This is a genomic window from Nitrospira tepida (assembly GCF_947241125.1).
GTDB lineage: Bacteria > Nitrospirota > Nitrospiria > Nitrospirales > Nitrospiraceae > Nitrospira_G > Nitrospira_G tepida.
In genome coordinates this window covers 3,145,594-3,160,866 of the sequence record NZ_OX365700.1, presented here as the reverse complement: position 1 = coordinate 3,160,866, position 15,273 = coordinate 3,145,594, and the positions used below count along the sequence as shown (strand labels likewise).

The following is a 15,273-nucleotide window of genomic DNA, read 5'->3' as shown; positions in this document are numbered from 1 at the left end:
GTCTGACGCGAAGTAGGTTCATCCTGATGTCTCTTGCCGATATCACAAGGCCGGCCCGGCGGTTGTCCATTCTGTTGCTCTGCGACGACGATCGCGGTCACGCGAATACGATCCTGGATCACGTGTCGGCGTTTGTGGACTACTCGCGCCACGAGATTCATCTGCTCAATCCCCGAGGGCTGGAGCGAATGGGTGCCTTGAGGCTGGAGCAATTCGATGTCGTGATCATCCACTACTCGCTGTGCGTGCTCTATGAGACCTACCTGCCTCGGGTGATGAAGGAGGCTCTGCGCCGGTTTACCGGCTTGAAGGTGCAGTTCATTCAGGACGACTATCGATGGGTCGACGGGATCTGCGCAGTCATGCGCGACATCGGGATCGACGTCCTGTTCACCTTGGTGCCCCCGGCGGAAATCTCCAGGATCTGGAACGAGAACCGTCTCCCGGGCGTCTTGAAAGTGACGACGTTGGCCGGATATGTGCCGGAGCGTCTTGTAGGTCTGGTGACTCCGCCCGTCGAAGCGCGGCCCATCGACATCGGGTATCGCGGACGGATGCTGCCGTTCTGGTTGGGGCGAATCGCTCAGGAGAAAGCGTGGATTGCGCAGGGGGTGCTTGCGCGAAGTGCCCAGCACGGACTCCGGTGCGACATCGCGTGGCGCGAGGAAGACCGCGTGTACGGGAAAACGTGGGATGAGTTTCTCAGCTCCTGCAAAGCAACGCTCGGAACCGAGAGCGGCGCCACCATTGCCGATTTCGACGGCTCCATCGAGGCGGAGGTGCGGGCGTACCTGAATCGGAAGCCAGAGGCCGATTTCGAGGAGATCTTCGATCGGATTCTGCACAAGTACGAGGGGAACGTGCGGATGAACGTGATCTCTCCCAAGATCTTCGAATCGATTGCCTTGCATACGACTCTCATCCTATTCCCCGGCGACTACTCCGGAATCCTGTCCCCGTGGGTGCACTACATTCCCCTCGAAAAAGACTATTCCAATATGGCCGAGGTCGCGGCGAAGCTTCGCGACGGAGAGTTTCTGCGCGAGATGACGACGCGAGCCTACGACGACATCGTGGCGTCGGGACGATACAGCTATCGGACGTTCATCGGTCAGTTCGACGATCTGGTGGATTCGTGGCCGAAAGTCGGACATGTGGCGGCCGAGCGGAGACAAGGGGCGGGCGCTCGCGCCGCGGCGCGGGGCACCCGGGCCGAGCGGCACGTCCGAATCCGGGTGACCCTCGCCTGCCGATGTCTGGAAGACTATCGGCCCTCTCGCCTCCAGGGGCGAATCGGGACATTCCTCTCTGAAATCATGGCGGGGTCCCACGGCGAAGCGTTGCTCGTGCTGCGCGCCTTGGGCGGCAGCGCGCCGCTCCGAAGAGTCGTCCTGAGTTATCTGCGCGGAGGTCAGCGGAGGACGACTGTTTCTCTTAAGGGGTTGCTAAAAGAGGTACTCTTGTGGCGGGCCTTACAAATAGCCTATCGTGAGAGACCCTCGGTGCGCCGGCCCTTTCGGGTGCGTGCAGACGTGAAGTTGGAGGAGGGAGAGGTGTCCTTCACGAGTGTCCCAACTGATCCATCCCAGGACGAATTCGATGGGTCCGCGGCAACCCTGACGCAGTCGCCGGACGACCGGTGGTCCGAGATCTGCAACGCCTTGATCGATGGACGACTGAAACGCGTATTGTGGGATCACTCGCCCATCGGCGTCTATATATCCTGCCGGGTGGGACCGTTGGTGTCGATCGGGGTCGGCGTAGGCGATCGGGGACAGCGGATCTTCACCAACATGATTGAGCTCACTCGCGGCGAATGATGATCGAGGGGTAGAGGGGGGATCGATGTGCGGAATTGCCGGTAGCATTCAGCTTCAGCGCGAACGCATTCCGGAATTGGGGAAGCGCCTCGGATTGATGAACGACCTCATTCGTCATCGCGGGCCGGATGGCGACGGCAAGTGGGAGCATCCCAGTGGGACCGTAGGATTCGCGCATCGCCGGCTCAGCATCATCGATCTGCAAACCGGCCAGCAGCCGATGCGCGACGCCGGCGGCAACTGGATCACCTATAACGGGGAAATCTACAACTACCTCGAGCTGCGCAAAGAGTTGGGAGAGGAACACTTCCGAACCCAATCCGATACCGAGGTGATTCTGCATGCCTACCGCCGGTGGGGCCGCGAATGCCTTCTGAAGTTTCGAGGGATGTTCTCCTTTGCGCTCTGGGACGAAGCGACTCAGACGCTGTTCTGCGCCCGGGATCGGTTCGGCATCAAGCCTTTCTATTACTGCATCGCCGATGACGTGCTGTATTTTGCCTCGGAGGTCAAGGCACTCCTGCCTTTCTCCTTGGAGATCGACACCGATCTGGAGGCATTCAAGGAGTATCTCTCATTCCAGTTGTGTTTGGGGGACAAGACCCTGTTCAAGGGAATACGCGAGCTGTCCCCGGGACATTCCCTGATCGTCCGCAACGGGGCGTTCCGCGTGGAGCAATACTGGGAGATTTATTATCACCCCGATTTCCTGCATACCGAACGGTACTTCGAGGAGCGCATCCACGCCTTGCTCGACGAATCCGTCGCGCTGCACCTGCGGAGCAACGTTCCCGTAGGGGCCTACGTGAGCGGCGGCCTGGATTCCAGCATCGTGGCGTCGCTGGCGGCCCTGCACCAGGGAGAGGGGTTCAAAGGATTTACTGGAAAATTCTCAGGTGGAGACGCTTACGATGAGAGTCGGTATGCTCGTGAGCTCTCGCGGTTTCGATCATTCGAGCTGCACGAAATCGACATCTCGGATCGGGATTTCGTCGACGAACTCCAGAACGTGATCTACCACTTGGACTTCCCAGTGGCTGGGCCGGGGAGTTTTCCGCAGTTCATGGTCTCAAGACTGGCCAGCCAGTACCGCAAAGTGGCTCTGGGAGGGCAGGGCGGCGATGAGATCTTCGGCGGGTACGCGCGTTATCTGATCGCCTACTTCGAGCAGTGTATCAAGGCCGCCATCGATGGGACCATGCACTCCGGCAGCTTTATCGTGACGTACGAATCCATCATCCCCAACCTGGCGGTCCTGCGAAGCTATAAGCCGCTGCTGCAGGAGTTTTGGAAAGAGGGATTGTTCGAAGACCTGGATCGGCGGTATTTTCGGCTGATCAACCGGGCGCCGGATCTTGGCGACGAAATCAACTGGGTGGCGCTGGATCGATTCTCGCCGTTCGAAACATTCCGGGACATCTTTCAAGGCAGGAATGTCCGGAAAGAATCTTATTTCGATCGAATGACCCATTTTGATTTCAAAACGCTGTTGCCGGCGCTGCTGCATGTCGAGGATCGCGTGAGCATGGCGCACGGACTGGAATCGCGGGTGCCGCTGCTCGACCATCCCCTGGTCGAACTGGCCGCCACGATTCCATCCAACATCAAGTTCAAGGACGGCCGGCTGAAGCACGTGTTCAAGAATGCCTTGGCTCGTGTGCTGCCCGAGGCCATCGTGAACCGGACGGACAAAATGGGATTCCCCGTGCCCTTGCAGGACTGGTTGCGGCAACCCGGTCAGGTGCGTAACTTTGTGCTTGATGTGCTGAGTTCCTCCAAGGCGGCGACCCGTCCGTTGGTCGACAACCGGCGGGTCATCGACGGTCTGGGACGGGAGCCGAGATTCGGCCGGAAACTCTGGGGCCTGCTGTGCCTGGAGATCTGGCAGCAAACGTTCCACGATCGGGCGGCTCATTTCCGACAACTCTTGAACGCGGAGGTGCCTTCATGAAAGTGCTGATCACCGGCGGGGCCGGATTCATCGGCTCCCATCTTGCCGATCGCCTCGTGGCCGACGGAGCAGAGGTCTGCGTGATCGATAATTACGCGACCGGACGGCGGGATAACCTGGCGGCGCATCCGCGCCTGACCGTCATCGAAGGCACCATCGCCGATGCGGATCTGGTCGCCCGCGCGTTTGGGTCGTTCCGGCCTTCGCACGTCGTGCATGCGGCGGCCGCGTACAAGGATCCGGACAACTGGACCGAAGACGCCCTGACGAACGTGGCGGGGACCGCCAATATCGTGCGGGCGTCGAAGACTGCCGAGGTGCGGCGATTGATCTACTTCCAGACCGCACTGTGCTACGGCTTGCGGCCGCTGGAACAACCGATTACGCTCGGCCATCCCCTGCGGCCGGACGGCAGCAGCTACGCCATCAGCAAGACGGCCGGTGAGCACTACGTGATGTTGAGCGGGCTGGATGCGATTTCCTTTCGCTTGGCCAACGCGTACGGGCCCAGAAATCTCAGCGGGCCGCTTCCCACGTTCTATCATCGCCTGACGAACGGGAAGCCCTCCTTCGTGATGGATACGCGCCGCGATTTTATCTATATCACGGACCTCATTGAGGTGGTGATGCGGGCTTTACACGGGAAAGGGGAAAAGGGCGCTTACCACATCTCGTCCGGTTCCGACTTTTCGATCAAGGAACTCTTCGATGCGACGGTGAAGGCGCTGGGCGTCAAGTTGGAGAAGGAGGTCGAGATCAGGCCTCGCAATCCGGACGATGCCTTTACGATTCTGCTGGATCCCTCCAAGACCAACCGGGATTTCGGATGGCGGACCTCCACGGAGCTGGAGCCGGGGGTGCTGGCCGCCATCGAGTGGTACAAGAAATTCGGGATCGCGCAGACCTATACCCACCTGAAGCCGCTGGAGAGCAAGGGATAGCGGTTTCCGTGCGTCGGCGGAGGCCGGCTTGTGAGGAGGAATTCGATGAATGTATGGAACAAGAAGGACGTGTTGGTGGTCGGCGGTGCAGGGTTTGTGGGCAGCAACCTCGTCAGGCGGCTCCTAAGCGAAGGGGTGGGTCGGGTCGTGGTCGTCGACAATCTTCTCTCTGCGGAGCGCGAAAATCTGCCCGATCATTCAGCGGTAGTCTTCATCGAGGGATCGATCGCTGATGATGCCGTACTGAAGCAGGTGACCGACGAGTTCGACTATGTGTTTCATTTGGCCACCTATCACGGCAACCAAAGCTCCATTCACGACCCTTTAGCCGACCACGCCAATAATACGTTGACGACCCTCAAGCTGTTCGACTGGATCAAGAATCACCGCCGGCTGATAAAGGTCGTCTATGCGTCGTCCGGATGCACGGTGGCGGAGAAGACGTTCGATCAGGCGAGAGCTACGACGGAAGAGGCGCCGGTTTCGCTGTATCTGGACAGCCCCTACCAGATTTCAAAGATCATCGGGGAACTCTACGGCAACTATTACTTCAAGCAATACGGGTTGCCGGTGGTGAAGGCGCGATTTCAGAACGTGTATGGTCCCGGGGAAGTGCTCGGTGCCGGGCGATGGAGGGGAACCCCAGCCACCGTCTGGCGCAATGTCACGCCGAGCTTCATCTTTCGCGCCATTCGGCGGATGCCGCTCATCGTGGAAAACGGAGGAGTGGCCACGCGCGATTTCATTTTCGTGGACGACATCGTGGAAGGCCTGGTGCGCTGTGCCTCGCATGCCGACCCCGGTGAGGTGTTTAACCTGGCGAGCGGGGTGGAAATCTCCATCGGAGAATTGGCCAAGCTGGTCAACGACCTGACTGGGAATCCGGTTCCGGTGGAACTCGGTCCGACGCGCTCCTGGGATCTTTCCGGAAAACGGTACGGCAGCGTCGAGAAGGCGCGTCTCCGATTGGGCTTCCTGGCGCAGGAACCGATCAAGCGGGGCCTCGAGCGAACCATCGAGTGGACACGAGCCAATCTGCCGTGGATCGAGCAGTGCATCCGCAAGCATCGCCCGCATATGCCGGACCTGACGGTATGAAGGCCGCGGGATGAAGGCACCGAGTCGCCCGAGCCATTCCCACACGCCGCTTCTCCTCCGTATTCTTGGTCAGGTTGTCGGATGAATGTGATGTCCATTGTGGGCGCCCGCCCGCAGTTCATCAAGGCGGCGGTGGTATCCCGGGCGCTTCGGCGGTCGTCCGTGCTGCACGAAACACTGGTCCATACGGGCCAGCACTACGATGACAACATGTCGGCGGTCTTTTTCGACGAGCTCGGCATTGCCGCTCCGGACCATCATCTCGGGATCGGGTCTCACAGTCAGGGCGTGCAGACCGCGCGCATGCTGGAGGCGATCGAGTCCTTGATGGTGAAGGCGCAGCCGGACCGAGTGTTGGTGTACGGAGACACCAACTCTACGCTTGCGGGAGCTCTGGCGGCGGCCAAGTTGCACATTCCCGTCGCCCATGTCGAAGCCGGACTCCGGTCGTTCAACCGCCGGATGCCGGAGGAGATCAACCGAATCGTGACTGATCACCTATCGACGATCCTGTTCGCGCCGACGACGACCGCGGTCGAGCATCTGCGCTGCGAGGGAGTTCCGGGGTCGGCGATCAAGCTGGTGGGGGACGTCATGTACGACGCCGCGCTCTACTATGCGGAGCGGGCCACGGCCAAGAGTGCGATCCTGTCCATATTGGGGCTGAAGCCGGGAGAATATTGTCTCGTCACCGTTCACCGCGCCGAGAACACCGACGCGCCCGATCGATTGCGGGCCATCGTGGAGGCCTTGGCGGAGGTCGCGGGGGAGATGCGGGTGGTGGTGCCCCTCCATCCGAGGACACGGCAGGCCTTGGCTCGGATCGACTTGTTGGCAAAACTGGAAGCCGCAGTCACCGTTCTCGATCCCGTCGGCTACCTGGATATGATCTCGCTTGAAAAGCACGCGCAGGTCATCGCTACGGATTCCGGGGGGGTTCAGAAGGAAGCGTTCTTCTACCGCGTCCCGTGCGTCACCCTGCGGGATGAGACCGAATGGGTCGAACTCCTGGATCTGGGATGGAATCGGCTGGCGCCGCCGTCCAGCCCGGCGTGCATTCGGAACGCGCTGTTGGCGCCGGATCTCCGCGCGCGCGGACGCCAGGCTCCCGTTGATTTGTACGGCGGCGGGGAAGCCGTGGCGCGGATCGTGGCATGTCTGGAAGTGGCCGAGGGCTGGTCGCGCCCGTCAGGGCGGCGTCGCGAGGATCTGTTCTGACGTGAAGCCCACCAAGTCGATGGGGATTCTATCCCTTTCCGACATCGCGAATGACCCGCGGGTTCGCCGACAGGGGGATGCGCTCCATCAGGCTGGTTGGTCGGTGTTCGGCGTCGGGCTTCCAGGCCGGCCCGCGCCGCAACCTGCTTGGAAGATTTTCACGGAACCCGAGCTATCGTACGACGCCGAGCCTCAGGTCCCTTCCAGCGGGGCTCGCCTCGCCGGCATGATCCGTCGGGTCCGCAGCCGGTTCAAGCGCGTCCCGTTAGCGCGGAAGCTGTGGTCCGTCGTGCGCGCGGCCAAACGGCTTGCCGACCTTCTGGCGATATGGTGGCGGCCCGAACATGCGCAACGGCTCTATTGGACCTGGCCGGAACCGCTCCAACTCTACCGAGCCTGCCAAGGCCGGACCGCCGATATTTGGCTGGCGAACGACTGGATCACGCTGCCGTTGGCGGCGCGCCTCGCGCGTGAGTGTGGAGGTGTCTACGTCTACGACACACACGAGTTGGCCCTCCATGAATACTCGGAGCGGCTGCAATGGAGATTGTTCAAGAGACCGGTCATCGCGGCCATAGAGAGGGCGGGAATCCAAGGAGCCAGGCACGTCTCTGCCGTATCGAACGGCATTGCGGCGACGCTGAAAGCGGAATATGGTCTGGCCCAGCTTCCGACCGTGATCCGCAATATGCCGAGCTACCAGGAGGCCACTTTCCAGCCGGTCGGATCATCCATCAAGGTGTTGTACCATGGAATCCTGGTCCCGAACCGCGGTCTGGAGGAAGCGATCGAAAGCGTCCGGAGCTGGCGCAGCGACTTGTGCCTCACCTTGAGGGGGCCCGGGAATGCCGCGTATCTGGATGCCCTGCGCGCGCGCGCGGACGCCTTGGGGGTAGGGGACCGGGTGATCTTTGCAGCCCCGGTGGCGATGACAGACCTGGTCAGTGAAGCGCGGCGATTCGATGTCGGATTCTTTGCGTTGCCGGGCCATTCGCGACATAACCGATACGCGTTGCCGAACAAGTTCTTTGAGTATGTCATGGCCGGGCTTGCGTTGTGCGTGAGCGATCTTCCAGAAATGAGCGCCCTGCTCAAAGAACACGACCTCGGCGTCGTCATCCCCGACACCTGTCCGGACACCATCGCCGCGACGGTCAATGCCCTGACTCCCGCGTCGATCGAAGGCTACAAGCGGAACGCCCTCCGCGCGGCCCAGGAGTTGAATTGGGACTGCGAATCGCGGAAGCTCATCTCCGCCTATGATGCGCTCGTTGACGACGTGCGTCGAATGGAGGTGTAGCAGTGTGTGGGATCTGGGCTTCGGTTGGCATATCGGTGGACTCGGCGGTCATCGATCTGGTGGCGCATCGCGGCCCCGACGGATGCGGGTGGAAGGTCTTCCCCGGCCCCCTCGGCCCGGTCACGCTCGCTCATCGCCGACTGGCGATCATCGACACAAGCGTCCACGCCGCACAGCCCATGTGCGATGCGGGCGGACGCTATTGGATCGTGTACAACGGCGAGGTCTACAACTATCGCGAACTCCGGTCCGAATTGGAGACCCTCGGCCGTCGCTTCGCCACGCAATCGGATACGGAAGTCATTCTGGCCGCCTACGCCGAATGGGGAGAGACCTGCCTCGATCGGTTCGTCGGCATGTTCGCCTTTGTCCTCTATGATTCGCAGATGCAGAGGATCTTCGCGGCGCGGGATCGCTTCGCGATCAAACCCCTCTATTACATGGTGCGGGGTGACGGCCTGGCTTTCGCTTCAGAGATCAAGCAACTCCTCAGAGTGCCGGGGTTCGTGCCCCGGATGAACCTGCCGCGCCTCTATGATTTTCTCTCCACCGGGATTACCGACCATACGGCGGAAACCACATTTGCCGACGTGCGCCAGCTTCGCAACGGCGAATGTCTCACGGCGGATTTGCACACGTTCCGCTGGACCGATCCCCTGCCGGTTCGACGATGGTACCGGTTGCCTCAATCCGGGACGATCGAATGCTCGGCGGACGAAGCGGCCCGGAGGTTCCGTGAGCTGCTGACGGACTCCGTTCGCCTGCATCTGCGCTCGGACGTGCCGGTCGGCTCGTGTTTGTCCGGGGGACTGGATAGTTCGGCGATCGTAAGCCTCATCGATCGGCAGTTTCGGCTCGACGGAAGCCAGGCCGCCGTTAATACGGTCAGCGCCTGTTACGAGGAACGCGCAGTCGATGAGCGCCCGTTCATGCGCGCCGTCAACGCCGCAACTCGCTCGGCGCCGCATTATGTGTTTCCCAAGCCGGAGGATGCGTTCGGCCGTGCCGAGCAGATCACCTGGCATCAGGATGAGCCGTACGGCAGCACCAGCATCTTCGCGCAGTGGTGTGTCTTCGAGGAGGCGAAGCGACAGGAAATCAAGGTGATGCTGGACGGCCAGGGTGCCGATGAGCAGTTGGCTGGGTACCACGGGGGATTCGGCTATCACCTGGCGAGTTTGCTGAGGAGCGGCCGCTGGATGGCATTGGCCCGCACGATGTGGGAACGACGGCAGTTTCACGGTGTGGCTCTGAGACAGCAGATTCGTGCTCTCGTCGGGCCGATTCTGCCGGGACGGTTGGCGGGACTGCTTGCGCGGTCCCGGCAGACTCTCGTCGAGCACGATTGGCTGGCGTCGGGGCGCTTTCGAGGGGACGCGTTCCCGGCCAACCCCTTCGGGGCGATGCTCCGGGCCGAGGGGCTTGGACCTATTCGCGACATCGGCGACTTGTGCGTGGCGATGACGCAAGCCACCAACTTGCCGATGCTCCTCCATTACGAGGACCGCAACAGCATGGCGCACAGCGTCGAGGCTCGTGTACCGTTTCTGGACCATCGTTTGGTGGAGTTCTCGATCGGGTTGGGCGCCCGGCACAAGATTGTTGGGGGCACGACCAAGTTCGTGCTCCGACAGGCGATGGCGGGTGTGATGCCGGACGTGGTGTGCCAGCGCCGGGACAAGATCGGATTCGCGACCCCCGAACTCGAATGGTTCCGGGGGCCGTTGCGACGATCGCTTGAAGTCGCGGTGGAGGATGTGCTCTCGGGATACCCGGGACTTCTGAACACCGGAGGCACGCGCCTGTTGGTGAAGGAGATGCTGGACGGCTCCCGTCCGATCGACTTCCGACTGTGGCGAATCGTGAATGTGGGCATTTGGGGCCGGGTCTTCAACGTGAACCTATGAGAATGACCCAAGACTTCAGGCATTGGCACGGCGGCCGGGCGCCGGATGCAAACGAACCCCCGGCCGGGGGGACGCGTTCTCCCTCCATGGACGCCCAGGGGAGGCCATAGCTACTTGCGCATTCTGATTGTCTCCTATGCCTTTCCGCCGTACAACGACATCGGCCATGTGCGAGTCGGGAAGACGGCGAAGTACCTGGCCAGGTTCGGCCACGAAATCCGCGTGCTCACCGCTCGAAACCAACCCCATCAGACCTCGCTTCCGGTCGAGATTCCAGCCGAGTGGGTGATCGCCACGGATTGGTGGAATGTCAACAAGCCGGCCGAGTGGGCCTTTGGAGGGCGCGCGGCGGTCGCGGACCGGGGCCTCGTCGTCAAGGGTCGCCTGCGGCCGGCCATCGAGGCGATCCGGGCGCTCTATCGCAGAGTCTACAAGCAAGGCGTGGGTTTCCCGGACGATCAGATCGGATGGTTCCCGTTCGCAGTCCGCGCGGCGTCACGGCTCATGGCGGAGTGGAAACCAGATCTGATCTACGCCAGCGCGATGCCCTACACGTCGCTGCTCGTCGCCTGGCGGGTTTCGCGGCGGTGTCATATTCCCTGGGTCGCGGAATTGCGGGACCTCTGGGTGGATTTCCACCGCTATCGATTCGGGGCGCTTCGAAAGAGGATCGAGCGCCGGGTGGAACGCATGGTGCTGTCCTCCGCCGTCGGATTGGTGACGGTTTCTCCGCCGTTGGCTTCGGTGCTGGAACGGAAATACCGGAAGCCGACCTTGGTCATGCTGAACGGATATGATCCGGACGATAGTGGCGAGCCGGTTGAAACCCTATGTTCGTCGCAGCTTCGCATCGTCTACACGGGCATGATCTACGAGGGAAGGCAGGACCCCGCGCCGTTGTTCGAGGCCCTGAGAAATCTGAAATGGCAACGCCACCAGGTCAGCGTGGAGTTTTATGGACGCTACCTGGAAGTGGCCCGCGAGTGCGCGCAAGCCTACGGAGTTGCCGACCTCGTGCATCTCATGGGGCAGGTGACCCATCAGGACGCCCTCAGAATTCAACGGGAAGCGGATGCGCTGTTGCTGTTGTTGTGGCAGGATACAGGCGAGAAAGGGATCTATACCGGCAAGCTGTTTGAGTATATCGGGGCCGGCCGGCCCATTCTGGCCATCGGGCCTTCGGACAATGTGGCCGGGGACTTGATCCGGGAGCGCGGCGCCGGCACGGTCTGTCAGGATGCCAAGGAGGTCGGCCGACAGCTTTCAGCTTGGATGGCGCGGAAATGCCGCGGAGAACCTGTGGCGGCTGTGCCGCGACAGGCTCGGACAGGATTGACGAGAGAAGATCAGGTCAGGCGATTGGAAACGTTTCTGATGGAACTCGCGCCTGCCCGCACGAGATGACCATGCATGTCGTGATCGTCAACGACTTTGCCCATGTCGAAGGGGGGGCTAGTCATGTGGCGCTGCTCGGTGCGATCGGGTTGGCTTCCCGAGGCCATGATGTGACGCTGCTGGCCGCGGTCGGACCCATCATGCCGGAACTGCGCGCAAGCCGGGTCCGGGTGGTCTGCGCCGCTCAGCATCAAATCGCCCAGGACCCGAAGCGCCTGCGGGCCATGGTTCAGGGATGGTGGAACCTGCGGGCCCGCCGGCTGATGGAATCCATTCTTGCCGACCGTGACCCGCGCACGACGATCGTGCATCTCCATGGCTGGACCAAAGCGTTATCTTCGAGCGTCGTGGGCCCCGTCCTTCGCCGGCAATTCCCCCTGGTCTGCACGCTGAATGATTATTTTACGGCCTGTCCCAACGGAGGGTTTTTCGTCTATCCGAAAGGGCATGTCTGCCGGCTGACTCCCATGACCTCGGCCTGCATCCTGACCCAGTGCGACAAACGTGGCTATGGTCACAAGCTGTGGAGAGTCGCCCGCCAGGGCGTCCAGCGGCGGTGGGGTATGATTCCGAAGGGGATACGGCATTTCGTCGTCGTTTCCGAATTCAGCCGGAGGATTCTGGCTCCGTATCTCCCGCACGACGCCGTATGGCACGACGTGCCGAACGTCATCGATGTTCCGAGAGCGACCCCGATCGCGGTCGAGCGCAATGCCACCTACGCGATGGTGGGCCGTCTCAGCCGGGAGAAGGGCGCGGCGTTGCTGGCGCAGGCGGCGGAACAGAGCGGGCATCCGCTGGTCTTCATCGGCGACGGGGAATGCCGCGACGAGGTCAATCGGGTCAATCCAAGGGCCGTCGTGACCGGCTGGGGTCCCACGTCCGAAGTGCTGGAGCGCCTGCGCCAAGCCCGCGCGCTGGTGTTTCCCTCTCTGTGGTACGAGGCCCAGCCGCTGGCGGTGCGGGAGGCGGCGGCGCTCGGTATTCCTGCAATCGTGTCGGATGGCTGCGCGGCGCGGGACGAGGTTGCCGACGGGGTCACGGGCCTGTGGTTTCGGAGCGGCGACGTCAACGATCTGGCCGCGAAAATGTCCGTGCTGAACGACGATGAGACCGTTCGACGTCTGGGACGAGCGGCCTATGAGCGCTATTGGGCTCACCCGGCGACAATGGACGACCACGTCTCACGTCTTGAGGCGGTCTATCGGCAGGTCCTTGAGAAGCGGATCTCGTGACCGGTGCTCCTGTGGATCTCACGATCATCATCGTGAATTACAACAGCCGGAAGGACTTGGAGCGTTGTTTGCAGTCGATTGAGGAGGCAGGGCTCTCCTGCCCCCATGAAATCGTCGTGGTGGACAATGCCTCGCACGATGGCAGTCAATCCTCCGTGCGCGACGCCTATCGAAAGGTCCGTTTGCTGGCCAGTTCGACCAATCTGGGATTCGGACGGGCCGTGAACGAGGCCTTCCGGCAGACTGTGGGCGCCTATGTCCTGGTGCTCAACCCCGATATCGTCGTGCGTCCGGATTCCATCGAGCGGCTGCATCGTTATATGGCATCCCATCAGGATGTCGCGCTCTGCGCGCCCAAGCTGCTCAATGAAGACGGGACCTTGCAGTACTCCTGCCGCACGGACTACAGCCTCGGGGTGTACCTGTTCCGGCGGACTCCGTTAGGGAGATGGTTGCCCGGCCACCGTATTATCAGCGATCATCTGATGACCTCCTGGGACCACGCCGCTCCCAGGGATGTGGATTGGGTGTTGGGAGCAGCCTTCATGCTCCGTCGCAGCGCCTTTCAGGACAGTCTCGTCATGGACGAGCGGTTCTTTCTCTATTTCGAGGACGTGGATCTCTGCCTCCGGCTGCGGCGGGCCGGCTGGCGGGTCGTCTACAATCCGGAGTCGGTGATGGTGCATGCGCATCAACGGGCCAGCGCCGGCGGGCTGCTCAGCCGGGCGAAGGTCGAGCATCTCAAGTCGTGGCTGAAGTTCGAATGGAAACATCGGGTGGCCGGGCGGTTGAGCGGTCCGCCGGATCAGGGCATCGTCCGGTACGGGGGAGCAGGTTTCCATGCTTAGGGAACACTCGCGATTGCTGATCTGGCGTTGCGTCCTGGTCGATATCCTCGCCCTCGTGTTGTCGTTCGAAACGGCCTATTGGATTCGGAGCCATATCCTGTCCTCGGTCTTCGACCAGTGGTTTCCCGCTCCGCTCATGTCCGCGATGAAATATGATTGGATGTACGGGTTTATTTTCCCGATTTGGCTGGGACTCCTGTACTCGGCCGGGCTCTATCACCCGGCCAGGTTGAACACCTTCCGGCGGATGCCGATTGACCTGATCAAGGTGAGCGGGACAGGCCTCCTCCTGCTCATGGGGGTGACTTATGTCCTGAAGGTTCCGGATATCAGCCGGGCCTTTCTGATTCTGTTTTCCGCGCTGACGGCAGTGACGTTGATGGCGGGGCGGCTGGCGGTCCGGGCCTGGCTGCGCCGCTCTGGTCGGGAGGAACTCCAGTGGTGCAATGTCATCGTCGTGGGCACGAATGAGAAGGCCCTGGAGTTCGCCCGGCTGGTCGCGACGAACCGGAAATGGGGCTTTCGTCTTCTGGGCCTGGTCTCGGAGAACCGCGTGGGACCCTATGATCAACGGGTCGGGGGCTACGAGGTGATCGGAACCCTCGACGACCTCGAGCGGATCTGCAACCAGCGCGTGGTCGATGAAGTCATTTTTGTCGTGCCGGGCAAGATCGTGAGCGAGCTCGAGGACGTCTTTCTCATGTGCGAGGAATTGGGCGTGAATGCGCGGATCGCCGTCGGCATGTTCCCGCATCTGATCGCGCGGGCGTCGCTGGACGAGTTCGTCCACATTCCCCTGTTGACCTTCACCACGAAGCCGACGAGCTGGTTTGCCCTGGGCGTCAAGCGGGTGATGGATCTGGCTATCGCCTGGACGACGGTCTTGGCGGGACTGCCCTTGTGGCTGTTGATCGCCGTGATCATTAAGGCGGATTCGAAGGGTCCGATTTTCTTCTGCCAGGAACGGTGCGGTCTGAACGGACGGCGATTCACGATGTATAAGTTCCGGTCGATGGTCGTGGATGCGGAATCGAGGCTCCAGGAAGTGGCCAAGTTGAACGAACTGTCAGGCCCCGTCTTCAAGGCGAGGAACGATCCCCGCGTCACGCGGGTGGGACGCATCTTGCGGAAGTGCAGCCTGGACGAGATACCGCAATTGCTCAACGTCATCAAGGGCGACATGTCCGTCGTCGGCCCGCGTCCGCCGTTGGCCGTGGAGGTGGACAAGTACGAGCGATGGCAGCGCCGCCGGCTCAGCATGAAGCCCGGGCTCACCTGCCTCTGGGCGATTCGTGGGCGGACCTTGATCCCCTTCGAGCAGTGGATGGAAATGGATCTGGAATACATCGACAACTGGTCACTGGCGCTGGATCTTCAGATCCTCGTGAAGACGGTCCCGGCCGTCTTTTCCGGACGCGGAGCCAGTTGACGCGCCCCGCCCCCGTTCGCCCGCTCCTACGGTTACCCGATATCGGTCCATCCCCGGTGCAAGCTCCCGTCCTTTTTATTGTCTTGCGCGGCACGCATTGTTAAGATCACATCGCGAGCCACATGAACTGA

11 protein-coding genes are annotated in these 15,273 nt (G+C 61.6%); all 11 read left to right on the top strand.

From position 1 onward, the window contains the following. Positions 1-26 precede the first annotated feature (26 nt). The 11 genes from QWI75_RS14960 to QWI75_RS14910 all read left to right on the top strand — a co-directional run bounded on the left by QWI75_RS14960 (position 27) and on the right by QWI75_RS14910 (position 15,142). Positions 27-1,820, top strand: a complete 1,794-nt coding sequence (locus QWI75_RS14960) for a hypothetical protein (RefSeq protein WP_289269387.1) — start codon at positions 27-29, stop codon at positions 1,818-1,820. Between the two features lie 25 nt (positions 1,821-1,845). Further along, on the top strand, positions 1,846-3,771 hold the full coding sequence (gene asnB, locus QWI75_RS14955; RefSeq protein WP_289269386.1) for an asparagine synthase (glutamine-hydrolyzing): 1,926 nt from the start codon (positions 1,846-1,848) through the stop codon (positions 3,769-3,771). Beyond that, positions 3,768-4,712 carry an NAD-dependent epimerase/dehydratase family protein gene (locus QWI75_RS14950; protein WP_289269385.1) on the top strand — a complete coding sequence of 315 codons (945 nt, stop codon included), beginning with the start codon at positions 3,768-3,770 and terminating at the stop codon, positions 4,710-4,712. The genes asnB (QWI75_RS14955) and QWI75_RS14950 overlap by 4 nt, the downstream gene beginning before the upstream one ends. A gap of 45 nt (positions 4,713-4,757) precedes the next feature. After that, the gene (locus QWI75_RS14945) at positions 4,758-5,810 is read left to right on the top strand and encodes an NAD-dependent epimerase/dehydratase family protein (protein ID WP_289269384.1); all 1,053 of its coding nucleotides are present in this window, start codon (positions 4,758-4,760) and stop codon (positions 5,808-5,810) included. Positions 5,811-5,891: 81 nt separating this feature from the next. Then, positions 5,892-7,028 carry a non-hydrolyzing UDP-N-acetylglucosamine 2-epimerase gene (gene wecB / locus QWI75_RS14940; protein WP_289269383.1) on the top strand — a complete coding sequence of 379 codons (1,137 nt, stop codon included), beginning with the start codon at positions 5,892-5,894 and terminating at the stop codon, positions 7,026-7,028. 1 nt (position 7,029) lies between these two features. After that, a complete protein-coding gene (locus tag QWI75_RS14935; RefSeq protein WP_289269382.1) occupies positions 7,030-8,328 on the top strand; it encodes a glycosyltransferase in 1,299 nt (432 codons plus the stop codon). A 2-nt stretch (positions 8,329-8,330) separates the two neighbouring features. Next, the gene (gene asnB / locus QWI75_RS14930) at positions 8,331-10,235 is read left to right on the top strand and encodes an asparagine synthase (glutamine-hydrolyzing) (RefSeq protein WP_502890223.1); all 1,905 of its coding nucleotides are present in this window, start codon (positions 8,331-8,333) and stop codon (positions 10,233-10,235) included. Between the two features lie 114 nt (positions 10,236-10,349). Continuing rightward, positions 10,350-11,639 (top strand): glycosyltransferase family 4 protein, encoded by a 1,290-nt coding sequence (locus QWI75_RS14925; protein ID WP_289269380.1) that lies wholly within the window; start codon positions 10,350-10,352, stop codon positions 11,637-11,639. 2 nt (positions 11,640-11,641) lie between these two features. Further along, positions 11,642-12,865, top strand: coding sequence for a glycosyltransferase family 4 protein (locus QWI75_RS14920; RefSeq protein WP_289269379.1), 1,224 nt, complete (start codon positions 11,642-11,644; stop codon positions 12,863-12,865). Next, complete coding sequence (locus QWI75_RS14915) at positions 12,862-13,713, top strand: glycosyltransferase family 2 protein (RefSeq protein WP_289269378.1); 852 nt, start codon at positions 12,862-12,864, stop codon at positions 13,711-13,713. The genes QWI75_RS14920 and QWI75_RS14915 overlap by 4 nt, the downstream gene beginning before the upstream one ends. Then, positions 13,706-15,142, top strand: a complete 1,437-nt coding sequence (locus tag QWI75_RS14910) for a sugar transferase (RefSeq protein ID WP_289269377.1) — start codon at positions 13,706-13,708, stop codon at positions 15,140-15,142. Before QWI75_RS14915 ends, QWI75_RS14910 begins: the two co-directional genes overlap by 8 nt. The last annotated feature ends 131 nt before the right edge of the window (positions 15,143-15,273 follow it).

Coding starts and splice junctions, on each gene's coding strand:
- QWI75_RS14960 (WP_289269387.1), top strand. CDS start 27: ATGTCTCTTGCCGATATCACAAGGCCGGCCCGGCGGTTGTCCATTCTG.
- asnB (WP_289269386.1), top strand. CDS start 1,846: ATGTGCGGAATTGCCGGTAGCATTCAGCTTCAGCGCGAACGCATTCCG.
- QWI75_RS14950 (WP_289269385.1), top strand. CDS start 3,768: ATGAAAGTGCTGATCACCGGCGGGGCCGGATTCATCGGCTCCCATCTT.
- QWI75_RS14945 (WP_289269384.1), top strand. CDS start 4,758: ATGAATGTATGGAACAAGAAGGACGTGTTGGTGGTCGGCGGTGCAGGG.
- wecB (WP_289269383.1), top strand. CDS start 5,892: ATGAATGTGATGTCCATTGTGGGCGCCCGCCCGCAGTTCATCAAGGCG.
- QWI75_RS14920 (WP_289269379.1), top strand. CDS start 11,642: ATGCATGTCGTGATCGTCAACGACTTTGCCCATGTCGAAGGGGGGGCT.
- QWI75_RS14910 (WP_289269377.1), top strand. CDS start 13,706: ATGCTTAGGGAACACTCGCGATTGCTGATCTGGCGTTGCGTCCTGGTC.